The organism is Lactobacillus sp. ESL0791 (genome assembly GCF_029433255.1).
Lineage (GTDB): Bacteria > Bacillota > Bacilli > Lactobacillales > Lactobacillaceae > Lactobacillus.
This window is the reverse complement of record NZ_JAQTHU010000001.1, coordinates 2,286,772-2,310,745: the sequence shown is the minus strand read 5'-3', so window position 1 is coordinate 2,310,745 and position 23,974 is coordinate 2,286,772. Positions and strand designations below refer to the sequence as shown.

Annotated in this window: 26 protein-coding genes; 8 read left to right on the top strand and 18 right to left on the bottom strand. The window is 38.0% G+C overall.

Annotated elements, in window-relative coordinates; all coding sequences use genetic code 11:
- Positions 1-3: 3 nt before the first annotated feature.
- Complete coding sequence (locus PT285_RS10680; RefSeq protein WP_277150421.1) at positions 4-867, bottom strand: helix-turn-helix domain-containing protein; 864 nt, start codon at positions 865-867, stop codon at positions 4-6.
- A gap of 261 nt (positions 868-1,128) precedes the next feature.
- On the opposite strand from PT285_RS10680, the gene PT285_RS10675 reads away from it, so the two are divergent.
- The 3 genes from PT285_RS10675 to PT285_RS10665 are packed head-to-tail and all read left to right on the top strand — an operon-like array spanning position 1,129 to position 4,488.
- Positions 1,129-2,052 carry an ABC transporter ATP-binding protein gene (locus PT285_RS10675; RefSeq protein ID WP_277150419.1) on the top strand — a complete coding sequence of 308 codons (924 nt, stop codon included), beginning with the start codon at positions 1,129-1,131 and terminating at the stop codon, positions 2,050-2,052.
- 1 nt (position 2,053) lies between these two features.
- Positions 2,054-2,821 (top strand): ABC transporter permease, encoded by a 768-nt coding sequence (locus PT285_RS10670; protein WP_277150417.1) that lies wholly within the window; start codon positions 2,054-2,056, stop codon positions 2,819-2,821.
- Between the two features lie 59 nt (positions 2,822-2,880).
- On the top strand, positions 2,881-4,488 hold the full coding sequence (locus tag PT285_RS10665) for an ABC transporter ATP-binding protein (protein ID WP_277150416.1): 1,608 nt from the start codon (positions 2,881-2,883) through the stop codon (positions 4,486-4,488).
- A 172-nt stretch (positions 4,489-4,660) separates the two neighbouring features.
- Here the strand turns inward: PT285_RS10665 and PT285_RS10660 are convergent, their stop codons facing one another.
- From PT285_RS10660 to gap, 4 genes are all read right to left on the bottom strand, one after another.
- Positions 4,661-4,969 carry a hypothetical protein gene (locus PT285_RS10660; protein ID WP_277150414.1) on the bottom strand — a complete coding sequence of 103 codons (309 nt, stop codon included), beginning with the start codon at positions 4,967-4,969 and terminating at the stop codon, positions 4,661-4,663.
- A gap of 95 nt (positions 4,970-5,064) precedes the next feature.
- Positions 5,065-6,267 carry a type II CAAX prenyl endopeptidase Rce1 family protein gene (locus PT285_RS10655; protein ID WP_277150412.1) on the bottom strand — a complete coding sequence of 401 codons (1,203 nt, stop codon included), beginning with the start codon at positions 6,265-6,267 and terminating at the stop codon, positions 5,065-5,067.
- Positions 6,268-6,503: 236 nt separating this feature from the next.
- Complete coding sequence (locus PT285_RS10650) at positions 6,504-7,433, bottom strand: 2-dehydropantoate 2-reductase (RefSeq protein ID WP_277150410.1); 930 nt, start codon at positions 7,431-7,433, stop codon at positions 6,504-6,506.
- Between the two features lie 215 nt (positions 7,434-7,648).
- Positions 7,649-8,662 (bottom strand): type I glyceraldehyde-3-phosphate dehydrogenase, encoded by a 1,014-nt coding sequence (gene gap / locus PT285_RS10645; RefSeq protein ID WP_277150408.1) that lies wholly within the window; start codon positions 8,660-8,662, stop codon positions 7,649-7,651.
- A gap of 122 nt (positions 8,663-8,784) precedes the next feature.
- On the opposite strand from gap, the gene PT285_RS10640 reads away from it, so the two are divergent.
- Complete coding sequence (locus PT285_RS10640) at positions 8,785-9,534, top strand: LysR family transcriptional regulator (RefSeq protein ID WP_277150406.1); 750 nt, start codon at positions 8,785-8,787, stop codon at positions 9,532-9,534.
- A gap of 113 nt (positions 9,535-9,647) precedes the next feature.
- Here the strand turns inward: PT285_RS10640 and PT285_RS10635 are convergent, their stop codons facing one another.
- From PT285_RS10635 to garR, 3 genes are all read right to left on the bottom strand, one after another.
- A complete protein-coding gene (locus PT285_RS10635) occupies positions 9,648-11,621 on the bottom strand; it encodes an alpha/beta fold hydrolase (protein ID WP_277150403.1) in 1,974 nt (657 codons plus the stop codon).
- Between the two features lie 109 nt (positions 11,622-11,730).
- Positions 11,731-13,164: a four-carbon acid sugar kinase family protein gene (locus PT285_RS10630; RefSeq protein ID WP_277150401.1), complete on the bottom strand. Its 1,434-nt coding sequence runs from the start codon at positions 13,162-13,164 to the stop codon at positions 11,731-11,733.
- Entirely contained in the window at positions 13,165-14,058 is an 894-nt protein-coding gene (gene garR, locus PT285_RS10625; RefSeq protein ID WP_277150399.1) for a 2-hydroxy-3-oxopropionate reductase, read from the bottom strand.
- Positions 14,059-14,295: 237 nt separating this feature from the next.
- On the opposite strand from garR, the gene PT285_RS10620 reads away from it, so the two are divergent.
- On the top strand, positions 14,296-14,949 hold the full coding sequence (locus tag PT285_RS10620; protein ID WP_277150397.1) for a GntR family transcriptional regulator: 654 nt from the start codon (positions 14,296-14,298) through the stop codon (positions 14,947-14,949).
- Between the two features lie 128 nt (positions 14,950-15,077).
- Here the strand turns inward: PT285_RS10620 and PT285_RS10615 are convergent, their stop codons facing one another.
- The 4 genes from PT285_RS10615 to nagB form a co-directional block, all read right to left on the bottom strand.
- Positions 15,078-15,566, bottom strand: coding sequence for an Asp23/Gls24 family envelope stress response protein (locus PT285_RS10615; protein WP_277150395.1), 489 nt, complete (start codon positions 15,564-15,566; stop codon positions 15,078-15,080).
- Positions 15,567-15,581: 15 nt separating this feature from the next.
- Entirely contained in the window at positions 15,582-15,761 is a 180-nt protein-coding gene (locus PT285_RS10610) for a DUF2273 domain-containing protein (protein ID WP_277150393.1), read from the bottom strand.
- A gap of 11 nt (positions 15,762-15,772) precedes the next feature.
- Positions 15,773-16,327, bottom strand: coding sequence for an alkaline shock response membrane anchor protein AmaP (gene amaP / locus PT285_RS10605; protein WP_277150391.1), 555 nt, complete (start codon positions 16,325-16,327; stop codon positions 15,773-15,775).
- 167 nt (positions 16,328-16,494) lie between these two features.
- Complete coding sequence (gene nagB / locus PT285_RS10600) at positions 16,495-17,220, bottom strand: glucosamine-6-phosphate deaminase (protein WP_277150389.1); 726 nt, start codon at positions 17,218-17,220, stop codon at positions 16,495-16,497.
- A 500-nt stretch (positions 17,221-17,720) separates the two neighbouring features.
- Here nagB and PT285_RS10595 point away from each other — a divergent pair, with 500 nt between their 5' ends.
- The 3 genes from PT285_RS10595 to PT285_RS10585 are packed head-to-tail and all read left to right on the top strand — an operon-like array spanning position 17,721 to position 20,418.
- Entirely contained in the window at positions 17,721-18,692 is a 972-nt protein-coding gene (locus PT285_RS10595; RefSeq protein ID WP_280928008.1) for an ABC transporter substrate-binding protein, read from the top strand.
- 30 nt (positions 18,693-18,722) lie between these two features.
- Positions 18,723-19,637, top strand: a complete 915-nt coding sequence (locus tag PT285_RS10590; RefSeq protein ID WP_277150700.1) for an ABC transporter permease — start codon at positions 18,723-18,725, stop codon at positions 19,635-19,637.
- Positions 19,615-20,418 (top strand): ABC transporter ATP-binding protein, encoded by an 804-nt coding sequence (locus PT285_RS10585; protein ID WP_277150387.1) that lies wholly within the window; start codon positions 19,615-19,617, stop codon positions 20,416-20,418. The genes PT285_RS10590 and PT285_RS10585 overlap by 23 nt, the downstream gene beginning before the upstream one ends.
- A 73-nt stretch (positions 20,419-20,491) precedes the next feature.
- Here the strand turns inward: PT285_RS10585 and PT285_RS10580 are convergent, their stop codons facing one another.
- From PT285_RS10580 to PT285_RS10555, 6 genes are all read right to left on the bottom strand, one after another.
- The gene (locus PT285_RS10580; RefSeq protein ID WP_277150384.1) at positions 20,492-21,583 is read right to left on the bottom strand and encodes an acyltransferase; all 1,092 of its coding nucleotides are present in this window, start codon (positions 21,581-21,583) and stop codon (positions 20,492-20,494) included.
- Between the two features lie 127 nt (positions 21,584-21,710).
- Positions 21,711-22,055: a type II toxin-antitoxin system PemK/MazF family toxin gene (locus PT285_RS10575; RefSeq protein WP_277150382.1), complete on the bottom strand. Its 345-nt coding sequence runs from the start codon at positions 22,053-22,055 to the stop codon at positions 21,711-21,713.
- 3 nt (positions 22,056-22,058) lie between these two features.
- Positions 22,059-22,277, bottom strand: a complete 219-nt coding sequence (mazE, locus tag PT285_RS10570; protein WP_277150380.1) for a type II toxin-antitoxin system PemI/MazE family antitoxin — start codon at positions 22,275-22,277, stop codon at positions 22,059-22,061.
- Between the two features lie 116 nt (positions 22,278-22,393).
- Positions 22,394-22,648: a Txe/YoeB family addiction module toxin gene (locus PT285_RS10565; protein WP_277150378.1), complete on the bottom strand. Its 255-nt coding sequence runs from the start codon at positions 22,646-22,648 to the stop codon at positions 22,394-22,396.
- Positions 22,638-22,925: a type II toxin-antitoxin system RelB/DinJ family antitoxin gene (locus PT285_RS10560; protein WP_277150376.1), complete on the bottom strand. Its 288-nt coding sequence runs from the start codon at positions 22,923-22,925 to the stop codon at positions 22,638-22,640. Before PT285_RS10560 ends, PT285_RS10565 begins: the two co-directional genes overlap by 11 nt.
- A gap of 107 nt (positions 22,926-23,032) precedes the next feature.
- The gene (locus PT285_RS10555) at positions 23,033-23,971 is read right to left on the bottom strand and encodes a nucleoside hydrolase (protein ID WP_277150374.1); all 939 of its coding nucleotides are present in this window, start codon (positions 23,969-23,971) and stop codon (positions 23,033-23,035) included.
- Positions 23,972-23,974 lie beyond the last annotated feature (3 nt).

Sequence of the window (23,974 nt, the reverse complement as noted above, 5' to 3'; positions counted from 1 at the left end):
CTTTTAACTTCTTAGACTTTCTAGATAACCGTTAAAAAAGTTGCGCATCTTATCTGCGTATGAAGGCATGCCCAGCAGTGTAAAATTATTGATGGCGATTTGACAGGTGCTTAAATATTTTTCTTGATGATCTGCGTGATAATAAATCATGTTTTCAAATAGCAACAGACCGTTTTTGTAGAAAAATGATTCGGGTGACGTTGTAATTCCATCCGCAAATTCAATAAAGAATTGTGTTTCATCGTAGCGTTCATACATGATACACAAAACAAGCAGGTTGAAAATGAGGGATAGTATGGTGATTTTTATGTTAATGTCTTTAGTGTTTTGATACCTAGTGATAATTTTTCTTACTAAGAGCAAATTGCTGTCAACTGAGTAAAACATCATGAAGGAGGAATAAACACCTAAATTATCACTTGTGAAATCTGAAATATTGAAAATTTTTTCTTTAAGCAATTTCTGTTCGTCTTCGGGGAAATTTTCTGCTTTTCCAGTGATTAGTGCTAAGTAGCCGTCGATGAAAGCCAATGGTTCTTCCTTGTTTGCAAGCTTGCTTTGAGCGATTGTCTGCCGGAGCTCACGTAATTCTGGCGCGGATTTATAATAGTAGGTTTCTGAGATTAGATTATTTAACTCATTTTCCGGTGTATTTTGTCTAATCTGCGGTGCGGTCAAGTCAGAAAAGAATTCCGGTGCGGAAATATTATTTTTGCTCAATAATTTAAGTAAGTCTTGAACCGCAATTTTGTTGCGGTCTTTTTCTACTTTGCCGTAAAAAGAGGGGCTGATCACATCTTGGCACCAATCTTTTTGCGTCTTTTTCTGGTTTGTCCGGTATTTTTTCAATAATTGCCCAAGTGTCATTTTCTGCCTCAAATGCATCAACTATCAAATATGATATTTTTATCTTTTTTATTATAGCTGATTTATACTAAAAACATTATTAAAACTTGCTAACAAAATTAATACAAGATAGAAAAAGATGATAAACAAAAAATTCATGTTAGCCAGCATTTTTATCCACTTAACTGCCTAAAACAGCCACTTAGCTGTATAAAGTAGATTTAATGCAAGCTTTTCATTATAACTAAATATATTTGATAAAACTGACAAGGAGAATGATTGATGCTATTAGATGTGAAAAATATTAGTAAAACATTTACGAAGGACGGTAAGAGCAAGAAGGCTGTGGCGGACGTTTCTTTTTCCTTAAAACAGGGAGAGATTACGGTTTTCTTGGGGCCAAACGGCGCAGGGAAAACAACCACGATTAAGTTGATTCTTGGTTTGATTATGCAGGACCAGGGGCATGTGCTTTTTCAAGGGCACGATTTAGCTGCATCAACTATTCCCTTGCTGCAGAAAACGGGCGCGCTTCTTGAAGGTACGCGCAATATTTACTGGAACTTATCAATTACTGAAAATTTTGCTTACTGGGGTCGTTACAAGGGTCTTAGTAAAAAGGCAGCAATTGAGCAGGGACTAGAACTGTTACGTCTATTTAATCTGGAAAATAAAAAAGACACGCCGGTTAAGGAATTAAGCTTGGGGATGCAGCAGACAGTTTCTATTTGCTGTGCCTGTCTAGGCGATCCTGAATTGTTAATTCTGGATGAGCCAACACTGGGACTTGATGTTAATGCCGTTGCCGTGATGGAAGATGTCTTGCGTAAGTTGGCGCGTGAACGCAAGATGGCGATTTTGATAACTACTCACGAAATGAAATTTGCTCAGGAAATTGCCGATAAAATGATTTTAATCAATCATGGTAAGCTGATTTTCAAGGGGTCACTAGCAGCAACATTAGCCAAATTTAACCAGCAAGTTGTTTACCGCCTTAATTTCAGCCGCGTACTGACTTCTGAGGAGCAGCGGAATTTAGCTGATTTAGGTAAATTATCGTTGGGAAAGCCAGACTACTTGTTAGAATTAGAAAAACAGGAAGACACACCGACACTGATGACCAAGCTGGGCCAGCTGCCGGTGACCGCGGTTAACCGTGAAAACAAAACTTTGACAGATTTATTTAGAACGTTTGTAGGTGAATAAAATGCGACTTTTTGCAGCAGAATTAGAAAATGAACTTGTTTGGATTAAAAGATATCCCCTAAATTATTTATCAAATATTGCCCTTTATTTAATTATGTTTTTTGGCATTTTTCTGGGCGGGAGTACCTTAACCGGAGCCAACATAATCGGACGCTCGTTTACTTCCGCAATTCTGGGTTTTAGCTTGTGGACATTGATTACCAGTACCTTGGATAATATGGGTTTTTCAATTAGTCAAGAAGCCGAAACAGGAACCTTAGAGCAGTTATATTTAATGCCGGTAAATCCAGTAAAAACCTTTTTGGTTAAAGGCTTTGTTAACTTAATTTATTCCGCAGTTTATTCGCTGGTGATTCTCTTTTTCCTGATGTTGTTTACCGGCAAGTGGCTTCACGCCGGAATAATTGTGGTGGTGCCGTTTTTGCTGGCATTGATTTCGGTGACTGGACTGGGATATCTGATTGCTGGATTAACGTTGCGGTATAAACGAATTGGTGCAACGTTGCAGATCGCTCAATTTATTTATTTAGGGTTGCTGTTGACAGATTTTCGCAGTTTCTCTGGTGGGTTAAGTTATGTCGGTAACATTTTACCAGTAGAGCCGATGGTTTATTGGATTCAGGACAGCGTGAATGATGCAGCCGTGAATGTACCGCTGAATTTACTGATATGCAGTTTGAATGCGGTGATTTGGTTGATTTTAGGGATGCTGTTCTTCAACCATGTGAATAATAAGGTGAAAAAAGACGGCACGGTAGCATTCTTCTAACTTACATAATTAAGCAAAAATAGTAAGCGCTAAGTTATAAAAAAATTGGGGGGTTAGTGATGAGCTTTAAGACTATTCTTAAATGGTTGCCTAAGTGGTTACTAGTAGCATTGTTAGTAGCTACTGTTATTTCATCTTTTGATGGTGTGATTTTAGCCACAGCTACGGCAACTATTGCTGACTTTAATAGAAACTCGACTGCTGGTCAGATAATCTTGTTTATTATGCTTAGTGTAGGAGCTTGGATCATAGTTTATGTGGCAATGGCTGTTAGGGAAGCGTTGCTTAATAATGCGATTAAGCGATTAAATACCAAGTTAAAAGAAAATTTTATTTATCAGCAGCTGCTTAGTGCACACCTTGCAACTGATGCGGCTGATAATGTATCGAAACTCTTTAATGATTTTAAGTTAGTGGAAACTAATTATTATCGGGCAGCTTTTAATTTGGTAGTGGATCTTGCAATGGCCGTGGTTTCAGCAGTTTATATTTTGTGGCAAAATTTTTCATTAGGACTGATTTTTATTGTTTTTTCAACTCTGCCAATGCTAACTCCTAAATTGTTTGGTAAAGTAAATATTAAGGCCTCTAGTAATTGGCAATCTGCTAGTAGTATTTTTACTGGTAAAGTCACAGATTTGTTTAGAGGGTTGCATACGGTTAAAACTTATTTAGCTGAAAAGACTGTTTATCAAGATACGGATCATTATCTTAAACGAATGGAAATTTCTTACCAAACGATGAATAATTGGCAGGCTGTTGCATTAGGCGTATCAGCAATTTTGTCTACTCTTAGTTTTATGATTCCAACAGGAATTGGCTTGTTAATGATGATTAAGGGACAAACAACTGTAAGTAGTGTACTGGCAATTTATATGGCGACTGATCGTGTAGTGGGGCCACTGAGAGGTTGTGCGCAATACCTCAATCAAATGAAAACCACAACCAATATTCGTATGAATTTGCATGACCAGATAATTAAATTTTCGCCGCAACCGGTAATTGTACAAACGAGTAAACCGCAAATTAATTTTGTAAATGTTAGTTTTACCTACCGTAATAACCGCAAAATTTTACAAAATCTGACATTAAAACTGCCTTATGGTAGTAAGGTGCTGATCACTGGTGCATCAGGAGTTGGCAAGTCAACCTTGTTGAATTTGATTCAAGGCTTTATCAGACCAACAACCGGTCAACTGTATTTGGAAGACAATTTCGGTAAAACGACGGAACTGTTAAAATCTGGGCTAATTGCTTATATTCAGCAAAGTCCATATCTCTTCAATGATACTTTGCGTTTTAATTTAACTTTGGGAGAAGAATTTACGGATGAAGCTTGTCAAAAGGTGTTAAAGCAAGTCGGTTTAAGTAATGAATTAGGGATTGGCGCTCTTGATAAGTCTTATGGTGAAGCTGGGAAAGAGCTGTCTGGTGGTCAAAGACAGCGAGTCGAAATTGCTAGAGCACTCTTATTTAATAAAAAGATTATTTTGTTGGATGAAGCTACTTCTAACTTAGACCTGCAAATGACGCAAAAAGTACGGATGGTAATCCATCAATTACCTTGTACTGTAATTGAGGTCGCGCATCATTATGATGAAGGTGAAGTACAGCAATTTGGTTTTAAGCATTATGAATTAGCAGGACAGCGATTGCAGAAAGTATAAAGCAGCTGTTAGCAGCTTACTAAGCTAATGATAGAGATTTAAATGAATTATTGAAAAGAGCTTATCGAATATTGGATAAGCGAGGATGAGTTTTAGGCTTTAGATAAGAATTATTTCTACACAAAAAGAGGAATCTGCGTAAACAGGTTCCTCTTTTAATGCTAATTTTGTTTTACAATCCTAAATCTTCTTTAGAAATCTCAATTGACGGGTAGTGGCCAAGATCTGGTAAATATGTATCTTGCGGACAGCTGTAAATCATATAGAATTCATCCACGGTTTTGTGTTCGTTTAGGTCTGCAAATTTTTTCGTGGCTGCGTCTACATCACTGGTGATGTAGACAACACTGACAACGCCAATCGTGTCTTGCTCTTTTTGTTCGGTGTTACCCTTGATAATTAATTTCAGGTTGCCATCAGGCTGTAGTGCCATGTTTACGAGTTCATTAAAGCTTGGCTCTTTTTTAGTTGTTGCTGTCATGATTTTACCTCCTTGATTTTCTGCAAATTTATCATTTGGCTATATTATTAGTTATGTTAATAACTGTGTATTTTTTATAATAGCACAGAGTCGCTTTATAAAAAGTCATGTTCCAAATTATAATTAAGGACCTGCTGATGACGTTTGCCCAGAACAATTATTAAGGTAATCACCACGTAAAAGATAACATAAACAAATGTCCCCAGCCATTGAACTGCTGTTGGATCTGCCATTCTTGACTTGAAAACACCATTATTGCTTGCTTCATTATGCATAATAAATAAAAGAAAGTCATAGACACCATGAAAGGTTATCGGCACCAACAATGAGCCAGTATATAAATAAGCTGCAGCAAGCAGTAACCCTAGTCCACTAATTTGTAGCATTTGCACTAAGGTAGCTTTAGGTGATTGCGAAAAAATATTTTGTAGGTGCCATACACCAAAAAAGACACCGTCACATAGTATAACTAAAAAACTTCGATATTTGCTATTTTGAAAAATTTGAATAAAAAGGCTGATAAGCATAAAGCGCATTACCCATTCTTCACCAATTCCCGCTCTCAGTCCAAGAAAAACACTAGCTAAATTTATCTTTGGTAGACTAAAATGTGACTGTGTTAACACCCCTAATAAAAGAAAGCCGAGTTCAAGTGTCATAATCAAGATAATAAAGCTATTTGTACCCCATCCTGCTTTACAACTAAAAGCAAATTTAGGACGATTGATTCTCCATGGGCGCATTACAAACGAAGTGATAATCAAGGTGGTTATTACTCCTGTAAAACCTGAATTTATTACTATCTGTAATAGCTTAGCATAATGCAAATTGCCGGCAATATTGACTTGTGAATTAACTAAAAAAACAAAAACAATCCACGATAAAACAATTATTCTGCCCCAGTTGTTGGCAATTTTTTGTAAAGCTAATTTGGCCATGGGAATATACATGACAAACGAATATAGCATGATCAGAAGCATCCAAAAAGTGGGATTGATTAAATGATAAAAATTAAGGAGTTGCGTTATAGCTGCTAAGCTGCACATCAATGTATAACAAATGCTCGCCGTTGCCAGATAATGATTAATCTTTTGCCATATAGCCGGATATTTTCCTTCCGGTTTTAATAATACGAATTCAAAACAAGATAAGAATAAACAAAGTACCATGAGCCATTCTCGTCTTTGACTAAATAGATTTTTATTCATTAATCCTACGAATAAGCATAGCAACAAGATTGCATCCTGAATAATTGTCTGCCAAAGGTGCCACTTTCTAATATTTTTCTCTTCTAGCATATTTTCTCCTTTAATAAAAAGTATCCTGTTAATAAGATGCTGCAAAGGACTTATTTACGAGTTCATCTTTTTCTTCCTCAACTAAATTTATTCTGGATAATTTAACTGCAAAGTGCAAGCAGAGATTCTTTGCATGTTGATTTGATGATGGTTTACGTGCTTCAAGTAAAACAAAAACCTTTTTTACTATCAAAGCAAAAAGGTTTCTGTAAGTCAAAATAATTTATGGTTGTAAGCTATTTAACACCCATAGCTTCTTCTTTGGTGTGAATTAATCGTGTGATTGTTTCACAATATGGTGTAGCAACACTGTACTTAACGCCCTTTTGCCAAACAGCACCGTTGATGTAGTCGATTTCTGTTGGTCGGTGGTTAGCTACCAAGTCCTGGTACATTGAAGGATAGTGATCAAGTGCAAAGGATTTTTCTACGTGGTCTATTACTTCTTTTCTGTCTAAAAAAACACCCTCGCGTTCTGCTACGTCGGCAAATTCATCGATGATTTTCCGTGTCAGGAAATCGGCACCTGAAGTTTTGCCAAATTCCTGCATGCTGCATTCCAATAATGCACAAATAGAATTGACAACACCGTTTACACAGGCCTTACGCCAAATTGAGTAGACGACATTTTCACTGTAAACCGCATCCATTCCTGCTTTGTTGAAAACATCAACTACCTTTTTGGTTTCGTCTGTGCCGCTGGCATCTAAGCATTGCAGCTCGGTTTGGCCATTACCGTCAAATCTTACTTGACCAGGTCCAGGCATACTGGTAGAAACCATAGTGACTCCCATGATGATGTGATCCTTCTTGACATATTTTTCTAAAACTTCTACGTGACCGAGGCCGTTTAACAAGCAGAGAATGTAGGTGTTCTCACCGATCACTGGCTGAATGGTAGACAGCATCTTCTCAAGTCCCATCGACTTGGTGAAAACAACAACCAAATCAGCTTTTTCGGTTTGACCAGCAACTTCTTCCAGCGCAAGAATCGGCATTTTCTCGCTGGCTTTTTTGCCGTTGATTTCTGCGGTTACCCCATCTTTTCTGATGGCAGCAATATTTTTGTCCCAGCCATCAATCAAAGTCACATCGTTGCCGCTGTGCTTCAACTGCCAGCCGAATCTTAGGCCCATTGCTCCTGAGCCTGCAATAACAATTTTCATAGTGAATACCTCCTTGTAAATAGTATTTTAATAACCTAATTATTCACCATCATTATATACTATTATTGATTTATAGGAATAAAAAATTGTTAAGTTTTAAATCTTACATAACAGACAGGAATCATCAGCTTACGGCTATTAAAAAGCATCCTTACTTTTTGGGTAAAGATGCTTGTCGTAATTGGTATTAAATTGAAGTTAGTAATTAAAATAATTTACAGTTGGGCAAAGTAACGCAGGGTTCTAACCATATTGCATGTAAAACCGTATTCGTTATCATACCAAGCGTGTACTTTTGCAAGACAGGTGTTGCTGTCCATGTCCAGAACTTCGGTCATGGTTGGGTCAAAGATGGCTCCATGGGTGTCGCCAATGATGTCCGATGAGACAACGCCGCTGTCGTCATAGGCAAAAGATTCATTGTTGGCAGTAATTTTTTTGAATAAGTTATTGATGTCGCTAGCAGTAACAGATTGGTTCAGTACTAGTGCTAATTCTGTCAGAGAACCGTCCCGCACAGGGACACGCTGCGCCTTACCGGTCATTTTCCCGTCCAATTCGGGAATAACTAAGCCGATAGCTTTAGCCGCACCGCTTGAATGGGGAATGATGTTCTCAGTTGCAGCTCGGTTAGCCCGTTTATTTTTCCCGCGGGGACTGTCGGTTAGATTCTGAGATGCGGTGTAAGCGTGAACTGTTGTCAAGCTGCCGACTTTGATGCCGTATTCTTGGTTAAGTGGCTGTGCCAAAAGCGCAACTGACTGCGTTGTACATGAACCGGGCGAAATGATTTTGTCTGCGGAGGTTAAGGTACTTTGGTTGACGCCATAAACTACAGTTGGCATTTTACCTGCAGGAGCGGAAATTAACACTTTCTTAACTCCTGCTCTGAGATGAGCACTGGCCTTTTCCTGACTGGTATAAAAACCAGTTGCTTCAAGCACTATTTCCACGCCGTCATTGTTAACCCACGGAATTTTGGCAGCATCCTTTTCGGCGTAAACATTGTAATGTTTGCCGTCGACGATAATGCCAGTGCTGTCGGCACTAACTGTAGCGGGAAAAGCACCATGAATTGTATCGTGTGCTAACAGGTAGGCCAGCATTTCTGGATCGGTTAGATCATTGATGGCAACTACTTCAATATCTGTGGTACCTAATTCAAAGATACGCCGGAAAGCTAGGCGCCCAATACGGCCGAAGCCATTGATGCCAATTTTAATAGTCATAATAATTACCTCTCTAAACTCTAAAACATTTATCTACAGTTTTGAGTATAGGAGGTTTTATTCGTGTTGAATAATACCAGTTTGTGCTAGGATTATCATTAAAAATGATAGTGGAGGCGGACATGAATCTTAATGACTTAAAAATTTTTCGGTCCATTTATGAATTAGGTTCGTTGAATAAGGCTGCACAGGCATTGGGGTATGCGCAGTCGAATGTCACCGCCAGGCTGCAGAGCTTGGAAAAAGAATTTGCAACAACGTTATTCTTGCGGACACAAAAAGGAGTAATGCCAACTAAGGCTGGCCGAATTTTGTACTCTGCTAGTCTCAATATTGAAGCAGAATTAGCAAAAGTTACCGCGGAAATAAGTAAGCAGGGACAGAGTCTGCTGGGAGATGAGGTTTTGGTAAATTACGTTTTGCATAACGATAGTTTATTTCAAGGCAGTAATTTTACCAAAATTATTGTCAAAACACAGAGCACAATTGCACAGGAGGCGGCCAGCAATCTGTATGATATGATTGTGACTTTTGTTGATCTCACTAAAAATAAAAATTATCACCGACAAAAAGAGGGGTTACTTGCGGCTAATTATCTAGTCAGTTCTGCTGATGAAAGTGCGCGGGCGGAAATGCCGGTTTTGGTAAATAGTGATCCCCAATGTGCTTTTCGAAAGCAGACACTGCATGATCTGCAGCAAGAAGAGCAGATTACCGAGGTGGATTCGCTCCAGGCCATTGAAACTTTGGTCAAGCAGGGAAAGGGTATTGCGCTGCTTCCCAGTTCGGTTGCCGAACAAGAATCTTTGATCAAACTAAAGAAGCAGGATGTTTACTTGCAATATTATATTTATCAGGCTAATGTGGGATAAATATATTCTTGAAAAGTGTTAAATTTAATATTACAATTCTCAATCAGATAAAATTAAAAAGTGAGGGTAATTTTCAAAAGTTACTCTCACTTTTAAGTTGAAATAAATCGGAATTAAAACCACCAGTTGGTTACGTTAAGTGTCATTGTGTGACTGCAGGCGATAATTGTAAAGACGAGGGAACTGATAGTACATCCTAGATAAATTTTTCCTGTCTTTAAATAAAACCTTCTTGCAAAAATGACGCATAAACTTTGAATAATAAAGAAAGTCCACGTTTGCATCACTCTAGCACTGTTTAACGGCACACTTCCTTTTTGAGAGAACGTGTAATATTGGTAAATCCATAACAATAGTAGTCCTAACTCGTTGATTACACACATTAATAAAGTGTTTTTCCATTCGGCCCGTGTCTTGACCATTCTTCCAATGTTTTGTGTAAATGCATTTGTAAAGTAGAAAATAGCAAAAAGCGGGATGTAGCGCAGTGCGATTAAGAAATCGGTTTTGTTAGGAAAACTGATAACCCAATTTAGCACACTAAAGTAAGAGTCAAAGAAGTATGCTGCCACACCAACAACGGCGTAACCAAATAGTACCGCTAAGGCTGCTAAACAAAAGGTTTTCCATGCATTATTTGCAGAAATTCCCATGTTCCATTCTGCAGGATTAGCTCCTTCTTTTTTCATTGATAGATAGTAGCGTAGGGCAAAGAATACAATCGTGGCAATTCCTGCACTGGCCACCCAGATTGCTTGTTCCAGCTGCAATCCTTGCGGCCAAATGACGGTGCCGAATAAGCTTCTTTGAGAAAATGTCGGGCCTTTGTGTCCACCGATCCACATTGATAAAGGCATTAACCAAAGTACAGGAATGATTGATCCGATAATCATCAATCCCCAATACCATATTTTACCGGATACCGTTTCTGGGTAATCTGGTCTGAAAATATCACTGTCTGATTTTACCAATAACGTGCCAAAGAAGTTTGTTGTCAGTAAAATGCAGGCAAATGAATAAATAGCCATAAAGAAACCAATTACACCGATAAAACTAAATAGTTGTTGATACTGCATGGTTGTATTTTGGGGGTCAATATAATGCGGTGCTTTGAATGCTTTCTGGAAAAAATCGACAACATTGCGGTTAGCGGCTAAAGCATAGGGATTAACCATATGAATTTCTTTAGGTTGATATAATATGCGAATATATTTTTCTTTTGAGCCGTGAACAGTGCCCTTATAGAGATGCCCAACTTTTACGTCATCTTTCTTGGTTAAATGTTCATTATCAAGTTCGTTAATGAAAGTTCTTGCATTGTTTGATTTGTAAAAAGTCCAAGGGCCGCCGGCTTCTGTTGTGTAGTTGTTTTCGTCAAATTGCGATGCGTTGACACCATAGTCAACGTTGTAATAAAGTGGAACCTCATCACCGCTTTTTGGTTTATTGTCTGGATCATAAGTGATATATGGCTGCCAGATAGGTTTGCCTTTCTTATTTGGAACGGACAGTTGCTGGTTACCGACTAGAAATACGGCACTGATTTTGTCATTTGATTTTTTTAAATGATTTTGAATTTTAAAGAATGCGTATGCTGCGTCAGATATTTTTCCGCCCAAAGAGTGTCCTGTGACACCAATCTGCTTTTTATCAATGAAGTCCAAATTGTTGCACATGTATTCAACCATATCAGCAATTCCGGAAGTTGGTGCAGTTTTTAAATTATTAAATGCGCTTCCTGGATGTGCCGTTACGGTAAAAAATGCGTCCATTGGGTTGGATTTGTAATTGTCTGAATCGCCGTGACCATCATTATCAATTGTGACTGCGACATAACCTCTTTTGGCTAATTCTAAGGCAGAAAACCCTTGGCTTATCCGTGAATTGTAGCTTCCGTGAAGGGAGACAACTGCTGGCGCGGGATGCTTAGAATCTGCTGTTTTTGGTTTATACATTGTTGCGGCAATTTTGTGGCCATTAGCGTTTAGAATAGAAAAATCTTTCACCGTAACATTGCCGAAATCTGTTTTCACTAAATAGGAGCCAACCATGCTAATAGCACATAATAACAAAGAAATAAACAACATTTTTTTATAAAACTTCTTATTGAGATGCATTAGATTCACCATCTTTCAATCGATCTTAATAATTTTTTGTATTAACTAGTATTTGTTTAACAAAAGCAAAAATGAAAATTTATCTTTTATCTAACTCTTCAACGACTTCACGCAAGGTTTCTTTATTGCCGACATTCCCTGGGAAAATGACATAGGCTAATTTAGGAAATTTGGCTTCCATGCCTGTGTTCCAAACGGGAATTCCTGGTTTTATTTGACCTGCAACTGTAGCACGTTTCACTCCCAATCCGTGTACGCCAACATCACTAGAAGTGATTCCTCCTTTGGCAATCAAAAATCTTGGTTTAACTGTTAAATTTTTAACTATATTAGTAATAGCTTCAGAAATAGAAACAGATAACTTTAAGGAATGTTCTTCATTGTTGTCTGCTGCTTCGATCTTTTTTCTTGAAGTATAGACTGTTACAGTTCTTCCTTGTTGTAATAATTTATTGACTTCCGCTGAAACACGTTCTTCTTCGGGGATCAGGCCTTCTTTTGTTAAAATTTTGGTTGCATTGAATTCAATAAATTTAATATTTGATAATTTTTTTAACTCGTTTAACTGCTCCGTTGATTTTTGTACATGTGAACCGACGATAATTAAACCTCCTGCCGTGGTATCTTGGGCCACTAAATCATTTTTTGTTAAAAGCGGTTTATCGCTCACGCCGCCAATAATTTTTGGAAGAGCAGCGGCAGTTCGAAAAATAAAGTTCTTACCATTTGTAATTGCTTGAATTAGAGCAATTACAAAAACTTGGACGTCACAATAATCAGCAGCATTGACAATTACCTTGTTAAAATTTTTAACATGCTGCAGTTGGGCAGTTATTTTAGTAATGTTTAAAGTACGTAAATCAGCTAACTCAATCGAAGTAACATCCTTGGCTAAATATCTTCCGACGGTCTTTTCCTGAACCCAATCTTTTAAGTTAGAAGACTTAAAGCCAAATGTTGCATCTTTAGCAAATTCTGTCTCACCAGCAGGAACTAGTTTTTCACCCATTTGGACATAATGAACATCATTAATTGTGAAGCGGCCGCCTTCTTTAAGAAACGGCATAATTACCTCACCGTCATATTTAATTGTCATCTCCTTTTCAATCACTTTTTTAAGTATTTCGGTTTCTAAGGGATAGTGTCCGCGTAATGTAGAGTCACTTCGGCTAATAATTAAAAACTTTTGCCGTGTTTCACTAGCAACTTGGCAAATATTTTTTGCTATTTCTGTGTGTAAAGTTTTTGTCTCGTTTTCAGTTAGGCCGCGAGAATTAGTTAAAATATAAAACATGCTATTTTTCTCTGCGAACCCTTGCCGAATGCTGGTGATTGACCAATTTGTATAAACGGAAATATCGTGTAAAGTCTGACTACCAGTTGGGTCATCGTCTAGGACAATAATCTTGGTGGCAAATTGGGCTAAAGCGGGTTTAAGCAATGCAGTAACTTTATCAAACTCAGGTTCTGGTGGAAGGCTAGCAAAAGTTTCTTTTGCATCAATGGCTGACATTTATTTTTCACCTCTAGTAACAGTTACATTAGCAATTTTTTCAAAATATTGTACAATTCCACCATGATCATCCATGATTTTTCCATCTGCTTTCAAAGCATGGAAGATTTCCAGCAATTGACTTGAGAAAGGAACAGGGACATCTAAGTCATGAGCGGTTTGCAAAACATTGGTTAGATCTTTCATGTTGATTGCCATTGTTCCGCCTGGTTTGAAGTTTCTGTCTAAAATTAATGGTACTTTAGCATCCATTACAGCACTTCCGGCTAAGCCCCCACGAATTGCCTGATACATTTTTTCAATGTCAATTCCCGCCTTGGCAGCTAAAACCAAAGCTTCAGAAAGAGCGGCAATGTTCAGATTGACGATAATTTGGTTTGCAAGCTTAGCGGTAACACCGCTGCCGTGATCACCTACCAAAACGATATCGTGTCCCATTGCTTGTAATACATCTGTTACTTTAGCGAACGTTTCTTTCTTTCCGCCGACCATGATTGACAGAGTTCCGTCAATCGCTTTTGGCTCACCACCACTTACAGGAGCATCCAAAGTTTCTACTTGATGGGTAGCTGCTTCTTGGGCAATTGCTTTGGCATCAGTCGGTCCGATTGAACTCATATCTAAAATAATTAAACCAGGATGAGCATTTTGTAAAATTCCCTTTGGTCCGTTCAGTACAGACCAAACTTGTTTAGCTGCAGGAAGCATGGTAATAATAATATCTGTATTTTTAGCCATATTTTCAGGAGTCTGTTCTTTAGCACCGAGAGCAGCTAGTTTAGCGACTGCTTTGTCGTTTAAGTCGTTAACAGAGACATTAAACCCTGCCTTTAACAAATTTTGGGACATAGGGTTGCCCATGATCCCTAAACCAATAAAACCAATTCTTTTCATAAAATAGCCCCTTTCAGACAGCGCTTTCATTTATTGGAAAAAATAAAATGCCTATTAGCATTTCTTAATTTATATAACCTGTATACCGGAATACACCATTAAAATATCACAGCAATTATTCTGCGTCAATAGGGTTAGTAATAATTTTTATTAACCATTAGTTTACTTATTCACACTCATATAGTATCGTTAATATTAATTAAGGACTAATGATTTAAGAAAGTGAAAATAATTTTTATGAGTCTGCAAGAAAACGCTTATAGTTATTTAAAAAAAGAAATTTTAGCTCATCATTTTGATTACCAGAAAGTTTATTCCGCAACTAAAATTGCTAACCAATTAAGTATCTCTAGAACACCATTTCGAAATGCTTTACAGAATTTATCGCAAGAAAAGTATATTGATATTATTCCTAATAAGGGTTTTATGCTGCATCGATTAACAGAAAAAGAAGTTATTGAGATGTACGAGGTACGGTCTGCAATTGAATCATATTCTGCTTATTATCTTTTGCAAAATCAGCAGCAAAACTTTGCAAAAGATATCACAAGCAAACTAAAAAAATCGTTGCTTAAACAAGCAAAAATTATTGAGAAGGACGACATTACTTTTTCTAAGGAAGATTTTAATTTTCATCGTATTTTGGTTAGTTCAACTAAAAATCAGGTTTTTATTGATTTGCACAATCGTTATTCGTATATGATTAAGTTGCTTGCAATTAACGCATATAAAAATTCTAACCGCAAAAAGGAAGTTATTGCTGAACACCAACAAATATATGATGCTATTATGAGTAAAGACGCAACTTTAACACTTACATCGGTTCTAGATCATATTAATTCACCTAAAAATCTTGATTTGAAAACAATTCGGCATCAAATAAATATATAACAATTTCTATTTTTAGTTTAGTTAAATATTTAGTCATATAAAAAGTGCTCCTAACTGTTAGTTCTATGTCTAACAATTATGGAGCACTTCATTACTTTACCTGGGACTTTTTGCAAATTTAAAACAAATTACTTAACTCTTTGCGTGACACTCTTTTGTTTATCTTCAACCTTGTCTTTTTGCTCATTGACCTTATCTTTAGCGTCTTTGCCTGCACCGGTGATTCTGTCCTGCAAGCTGACTGAGTCCTTTTGATGCTGCTCTTTTGTCTTAATGTCAACAACTGTAACATTGACTTCGACTGTGTCTAATCCAGTCATCTCTTTGACCTTGTTATAGATTTTTTTCTTGATTTCATCATAAAGCTTGGCAATGTCAACGCCATATTCTGCAACAATATCAATATCGACAGCAACCTGCTTTTTGCCGACTTCAACATTAATGCCAGAGGTAACATTGCTGCTATTGACGATTTTATCAGATAAGTTAGAGAAAAAACCACCGTCAACGGTCAACAAGCCTTTGATATCGGATAAAGCGATACCGATAATTTTCTGGATAACCTTTGAATCATAATTAAGGTCGCCCTTAACTTCTTTTGTATTTGTCTGTGTCATAAATAATTATTCCTTTCATTTGTCGCGTAATTTTTTTAATACCGGCCAAAAGTAGCCAAATAAGCCACCTAGAACCAGCATCACAACCACAAAAATAGTTTTAAAAAAGCCTAATCCTAAAAAGCAAAATGCCAATAATAAGCCGATTGCGCCGCCGCATAATATGGGGAGGTGCTGTTTAATAAATTCTTTCACTTTCTACCTCCTTACTGCACGCGCTTAGCGTTATTATTTGTGCTTTGAAAGTTAGTAAACTTAATGGTAATTTTAGGCTTTTGGTTAATTCCTAAAAGTTTACGCAAATTTTGGGTCATTTGATCCAGATATTCATTAAGCATTGCTTCCAGATTCTCTCCGGTACCAAGATTACCGCTAATCTTAATCTTGATATGACGGTTGGTTAGCTTTGAATCAACCTTGACTTGGTTTACGTAGGGCAAGTCCGTTAATGAAGAAGCCACGAAACCGTTGATTGCTTTGCTGGTAATTCTAACCTGCCCGTCCTTGCGCTTAAGCAGGTTAAATTTATTGTGCGTTGGCCAGCATAAAATAGTGAAAAAGCTGATGATTAAAAATACAATTGCAACAGCGCTAATTATAATGAGATACCAAGTAAAAATTGGATTAACTTTTCCTACTTGCGGTAACTGCAATCTTAGATATTTTTGCCAAACAGGGCTGGTAGCCCATAATAAGTAAAATGGTGGTGGTAATAACAATAGTATTCCCAACATTAACAGCCATTTATTTGTTCTTCTCAATTTACCACCAACCCCTCAATCTGATTTTCATCATACCATGATTGTTCGCAGTAATCTATAAATATGAAATTATCTATTTATAATATTTTTATAAAAGAAGGATTATCAAGAAAACAAAAAAGAGGCAAAGCCTCATGGACCTTGTCTCTTGCTTAATAAGTTATTGTTTAATTTTTATATTTGTCGTCTAATTCGGCAGCAGCAGCTTGGTCAAGAATAACCGTTACGTCTGGGTGCTTCTGCAAAACAGATGCAGGAACTTCTTCGGTTACGGGACCTTCGATCATCTTCTTAACAGCAGCGGCTTTGTTTTCACCGAATGCCAACAGAACAATTTTTTTGGCTGACATGATGTTGGCAATCCCCATGCAAATTGCAGACTTTGGCACGTCATCAATGCTGGCAAAGAAACGTGAATTAGCCTTAATCGTATTGTCGGTCAATTTAACCTCGTGGGTTAGGGAATCAAATGGAGTTCCAGGTTCATTGAAAGCAATGTGCCCATTTCTTCCGATCCCCAGCAATTGAATATCAATTGGATTATCTTTGATAATTTGGTCATATTCACGTGATACGCCTTCAGGATCATCGACAGCCTTAATTCCGTCTGGAACATAAGTTTTCTTAAATGGCTTCTTATTAAACAAATTTTCCTGCATGAAATAGTGATAACTCTGGTCGTTATCGACTGGCAGGCCGACATACTCATCAAGATTGACACTGGTTAAGTTATCGAAATTCAAGTTGCTCTTGATCATTTCCTTATATAGCGGAAGTGGTGTCGAACCGGTAGCTAAGCCTAAGACTTTAGCGCCATTTTTAATTCCTTTGGCAAAAATTTCGTATGCTGCAGCACCACATTCTGTGCTGTCTGCTCTAACAATTATCTTCATAATTTTCCTCCTAGTTTACTTGTTAAAGCCATTATAAATTGGTATATTCCAATTTGTCAACAGCTAAATTGGTATTTACCAATTTTTAAATATTTTGTCGAATTTTTAACTTCAATGAGATGACTAAAATGTAGCTAAACACTTTAGCCGTAGTGGTTGATCATTATCTTCATAATTTTTGTTTGACTTTGCTTTTTAAATAATTTATAATTTTGACATTGAGCGTTGGAGGTAGTTTTTATGACTAATAGTGAAAGTCGAAAATTACAATTGAATACTCGTTATTACTTTAGCTATTTTAGATAGCGTTTGGATTCATCTAGATGGGTTCAAACGAAACGCAAGTTTGAATTTATCTATGATGGCTAAAGCAATTTGTTTGCAGTTAGTCACATACTTCTAAGTGGCTAATCGCAGCGATTAATTTTGAAATGATTTTTGAGATACCTGCTTAGAAATAAGTGGGTATTTTTTATATGTTAGATTTTGGAGGACTAGTAATGCATATTAAAAAATTAATTACCGGAATAGGTGTCGGCTTAGCAGGTTTATTGCTATTAAGTGGATGCAGCAATAAGAGCGGCAAGAGTGCAGAGGTTAAGCATGTTGGAATATTGCAAGTCGTGCAGCACCCATCGCTTGATAAAGCCTACAAGGGCTTTAAGGAAGGCTTGAAAGACGGCGGTTATGTTGAAGGTAAAAATCTGAAGATTGATTACCAAAACGCCCAAAACAGCCAAGATAATTTGAAGAGTATGAGCGACAAGCTGATTAATGAGAAATCCGATTTGCTTTTGGGAATCGCGACGCCAGCTGCGCAAAGTTTGGCTAATGCCACACAAAAAATTCCAATTGTTGTTACAGCTGTAACTGATTTAAAAGGTGCTAAACTTGTCAATTCAGATGAAAAACCAGGCAGAAATGTTACGGGTACAACCGATATGGTTTCACTAGATAAGCAGATCGAATTATTGCTGTCAATCGTTCCTAAAGCTAAAACTATCGGCATCATGTATAACGCGGGTGAAGCCAATTCTAAGATTCAAGCAGATTTGGCAATTGCTGCACTAAAAAAGGCTGGCGTAAAGGTATTGGTTAAAACTGCTAATACAACTAACGATGTCCAGCAAGTTACGGAAACTTTAGCAGGTAAGGTTCAAGGTATTTACATTCCAACAGACAATACTTTTGCTTCCGCAGCTTCGCTAGTGGGCAAAGTAGTTAAGGAACACAAGATCCCCGTAGTTACAGGTTCAATTGATCAAGCTAAGGATGGCGGCCTTGCTTCAATCGGAATTGATTACGAAGCACTTGGCAGACAGACTGGTAAGATGGCAGCCAAGATTTTATCCGGTAAGGCAAAGCCTGAAAACATGCCGGTTGAAAAGGCTGATCATCTGCAATTATTTGTTAACAAAGGTATGGCTAAGGCTTTAGGTATTGATCCGAAATCGATCAAGACGCCTAAATAAGCTAGAAAGGTAGAGAAAGAGCAAAATATGATGAGTGACTTTTGGGATTTGTTTTTATCAGCTACTTCACAGGGCCTACTTTGGTCCTTAATGGCAATTGGGGTTTACTTAACTTTCCGTATTTTAGACCTGGCAGATATGACCGCTGAAGGTAGTTTCCCTTTAGGCGGGGCAATTACCACGATGTGCTTGATTCAAGGGGTTAATCCGATTTTAGCAACAATTGCTGCGTTTGGTGGCGGGATGATTGCCGGCCTTGTTACCGGTCTACTAAATACCAAACTGAAGATTCCGTCTTTGTTAGCGGGAATTGTTACAATGACGGGGTTGTACTCAATCACTTCGCGGGTGATGCAGAATGCAGCTAATGTTTCCTTATTAGGAAAAGCTACAATTTTTACGATAGCTCAAGACTGGGGCTTGTCCCGCAATAATGCTGTCATTGTCATGGGTTTAATCATTGCTCTCTTGGTAATTGCCCTCTTGATTATTTTCTTTCGAACTGAGATTGGCTTGGCCATGAGGGCAACGGGGGATAACCCAGAGATGAGTGCGGCCAACGGGATAAAAACCCAGAGCATGAAAATTTGGGGTTACATGATTTCCAATGGCTGCATTGCTCTTTCTGGTGCTTTGTTAGCCCAAAATAATGGTTTTGCCGATTTGAACTCTGGTGTGGGTACACTAGTTGTCGGCCTAGCATCAATTATTATTGCCGAAGTTTTGCTGCGTAATCTGAAAATTGGTCCGCGTCTTCTTACCTTAGTGCTTGGAGCAATTATTTATCGTTTGATTTTAGCGCTCGTCTTCCAGATGAATGTTGAGCCATCTGATGCTAAATTAGCATCGGCGCTGGTACTGATCATCTGCTTGGCCTTGCCTAATTTCCATTTATCGCACAAAAATAAAGGAGAAGATAAAAATGTCTCAAGTACTGAAGATTAACAATTTACACCAAACGTTTGAAAAGGGAACTGTCAATGAAAACCGTGTATTGCGAGGTGTTGACCTTGAATTAGAAGCCGGAGATTTTGTAACGATCATCGGCAGCAATGGTGCGGGGAAATCAACTTTGCTGAATAGTATTGCGGGTACCTTACCGATTCAAGAGGGGCAAATTATTTTGAACGGCACGGACATTACTAAACAGCCCGTGACTAAGCGGGCCAAAAATATCAGCCGTGTCTTTCAGGATCCTAAAATGGGCACGGCTGTGCGGCTGACTGTGGAAGAGAATTTGGCTCTTGCAATGAAAAGAGGGCAGCACCGGACTTTCCGTGCCGGTGTTAAAAAGCAAGATCGCAAATTTTTCAAAGAGCAGCTTGCTCAGCTTGACTTAAACTTAGAGAACCGGCTGGAAACCGAAATTGGTTTGCTTTCCGGTGGGCAGCGGCAGGCGATTACCTTGTTAATGGCCACCTTGCAGCGTCCGGATCTGATTTTACTGGATGAGCACACGGCGGCGCTTGACCCGCAGACTTCAATCACAGTCATGAAATTAACCGAAAAGCTGATTACCGAGCAGAAGTTAACGGCATTCATGGTAACGCATAACATGGAAGATGCGATCCGCTACGGCAATCGTCTGATTATGCTACATCAGGGCAAGATAGCGCTGGATCTGGCAGAAGAAGAAAAAAAGAAAATGACGGTGCCGAAGCTGATGGAACTGTTCCAAAAACATGTCGGCTCTGAATTAAAAGATGATGCCATCTTACTAGCTTAAAAAGGTATCAAAATAGGGGATAAATTTTTGTTTATCCCCTATTTTTTATTGGTTAGAAGTTCTTTGGCAAATGCTACATGATGTGGCTGTTCAGCCAGGAAACTTTTTTGATTATTAGGCTGACTATTAATGATGCTAGGAAAACTACTACAGTAATTACTGGTACGGCCAAGGGAGCATTGCTGTTAAGTGTACCGACGTGCAGTGATTTTGTCAGGATACGGATAAATAAGAAGTGTACCAGGTAAATGCCAAAGGTAAGATTGGATAATGCAGTCAGCCAAGTTTCGTTTCTTTTGTTATGAAAGTGAGCGTTGCTTTTTTGACCACAGTTTTTAATGAAAACGAAAATTGCAATTGCAGTGGCGGCGACATTGATACTCATGTAGTCATAAAGTGGGAGGACGCGGGCATTGAAATGAAGGGATAAGCTATTGGTGCCGAAAAAAGTAATAAATAGCCCCAAGATTCCCATAATGTAGATGCAACGGATCCAGTTTTTACTTAATTTAGCTTGACTGAAGTAGTAGCCGGCAACAAAGTAACCGGTAAAACCGAGGACAAATTTTACATACATGCTGGAAAATAGCGTGGACAAGCTGTTGATGATCACCCTGGCAGCTGGGGAAAAGGTATGGAAGCGCAGTAGGCTTTTATAGATACTGAAAAAAGTTGGTAAGATCACGGCAAAAATTGCTGCCAGCAATAAGAAATATTGGGTTAATTTGGTGTTTTCGGTGATTTTTCGCAGCAAGGGAACGAGCAGGTAGAGACCAATAATCATGTGCAAAAACCAAAGATGCGAATATCCTTTGATTAATAGTCTGATCAAAGTTGCGTAACTGTGATTTTCAAATAGGAAAGTGTAGCATGCATAAAAAAAGTGCCAAAAAATTGTCGCACAAACGATGCGCCAGATATTCTTGGTAAATAATTTTTTGGTTGAGATAGGGCGTTTAGGATCAAGAAATAAAACGCCTGAGATCATCACGAAGATAGGCACGCCCCAGCGCATGATTGAAGACCAAAAGTTTAAGCTCTGCCAAGTAAAAGAGTGGACCGGCTGGCTGTAATAGGGTCTTTGCGAAGAAACATGGATAATGATGATCGCAAAAGTAGCAATAATTCTAAGAAAATCTAGGTAGTAAATTCGTTTTGTTTTCATGATTCCTCTGACATAAGCTGCTATGGTTGTATTTGCAACGTAATTATAACAGATTATGCAAACCAAGAATTTTTAACAGCAAAAAACTGCTGATCACATGTAGTGAAAAGCAGTTTCTCTGAATTTTTTAAAATGGGAAATTAAAATTGAATAGGAACAATTGGGCAATTTGGTAAAAATCATTGATTGCCATTTTTTCGATAAATTCAACTTTTCTACCAGCATTATCAGTGATGTCGAATGAGTATACTTGTCTTGTAACAACTTGACCATGGGTTTGGTAACCAATTAAGTCATAGTAACCGTGTTTCTGTCTGATTTTTGAAGTAATTGGACTGACAATAATAAAACCAGTGTCTTGATTGTATTCATTTCTACTTAGAACTAGAGCTGGTCGTCTTTTTTTAATTTCATGTCCACGTTGTGGGTCAAAGTCGATCCAAACAATATCTCTTTGTTTAGGAAAATACACTGATTATTCAACCTCCCGATAATCGGTATTAGGCCATTCTTCTGGCTCATATTGATTTTTGAAATCAGGCTGTTTATATGGGTCTTCTAATTTAGGAATCAATTCATATCCCCCTTTTTCGTTGGCAATTAAAAGCCATGATTGGTTAAGCTTAAATTTATCTTTTGAAGGCAGTGTTAGACACAAACCGTTACCACGTTTAGCAACTTTTACTATACTCATTTTGTAATCTCCTTCTATTTTTAATCTAGTTTAACATGTTATATTTGGTTTAACAATTTTTAACAGCAAAAAACTGCTGATCACATGTAGTGAGCAGCGATTTTCTGCTTAGATAATTATTCGTAATGATTTTTACAGGCAACGATAATTAAATGTCCATCGTTGTGAGTATAGACCAAGCGATCTTTGCCATTAATCCTTCTGGACCACCCGTCTTGATATTTTAAACGCTCAGGCTTGCCAATTCCGGAATTTAACCCATCACTTTTGATTGATTTAATTAGTTGATTAATTCTTTTTAGGGTTTTGCGATCCTGCTTTTGCCAAGCAACGTATTCATCCCAAGCTTCGTCTAGAAATTCAATTGTCATTATTTTTCTCATTATCTAATAGTCGATGAGAATGAACGTTTTTATTTTCATTAATGACTGCAAAACGACGATCAAGCTCTTTTTGATTAGTCTCGCTGTAAAAAGGATCTCTAACTTCAAAGGGTAATCCCCCTTCAGCAATACTTTTTTTAAGAAAAATATTAATCGCTGTTGAAAGATTGAGTCCTAAACTATCGAAAAGTTTAGTTGCCTCTTCTTTGTCTGTTGCATTAGTTTTTACAGAAATAGCAACTTTTCTTTCTTTAATATTTGGCATTTTGTTTCACCTCATAGTCATTGTATTACTTTGGCTATACATTGTAAAAGAAAAACTGCCATTCACATTTAGTAAACAGCAGTTTTTGGTTTAATTATAATTGATTTTTACTTGCTTCTTTCAAGCAGTTCATCCATTTTTTGATAAAAGATGTTCTTGTCAGCTTTAGTAACCAAAGTGATTTCCTTGCCGTTAGGATCTTCTTCCAGGCGGCCAGCTGCTAAGCCGGTAGTGATCACTTTTACTTTGACCTGCCGGCTGCTTGCGACAACTTCTGGATAAAGAGCATTGATTGTGGTTAACACGTCCCAGAAATATAACTGTGCGGTTGGGATTGGCGGATTAACCAGCAGGCTGTATGCCTGGCCGACTAGATCAACTGCGGGATACTTACGTAGGCTTGCCCAGTGCATTCTCAGTTCATCGTTTAATGGCAGCTCTTCACTACTTTCAAGGCCAATCACCTGCATATCAATCTTAGATTTAAAGACACGCTCAACTGCAAACGGATCCCAAAAAGCATTCCACTCTTGGCTGCCGTCGGCGTTAACTACGACAACATTGCCGTGACCGTCAAGTGAGCCGCCCATCCAATATAATTTGGCAATTTTCTGTTCAATTGTCGGGTCCTCATCTAAAGCCCGGGCTAAATCGGTTAAGGGACCGGTCATGACTAAAGTTACGGGTTCAGCAGCATCTTTTAATTTGGCGATCATGTCAAGGTGCGCCGGCAGTTTTGCTTCCTTTGTTTCCATTTTACCGGATTCGTTCAACATTGGCAGGTAGTTAAAGGAATAAGAGGCTGTCCGCCATTCCTGGGGAAATTGGTTGACTGCACGTGAAGTTGATTTGGCTATTTCCAGCCTGTCACCGCGCAGATTGAATAAATCGGTCATTTTGCGGCAAACCTCAACGGCAGGATCAACGTAGCCGTCGGCATCGATTGCACCCACTCCTAATAACTTGATGTTTGGTGCCTGCAAGAAAAGCAGATAGGAAACTAAGTCGTCGATATTGCCGTCATGGTTAAAGTAAATTTCTTTCATTTA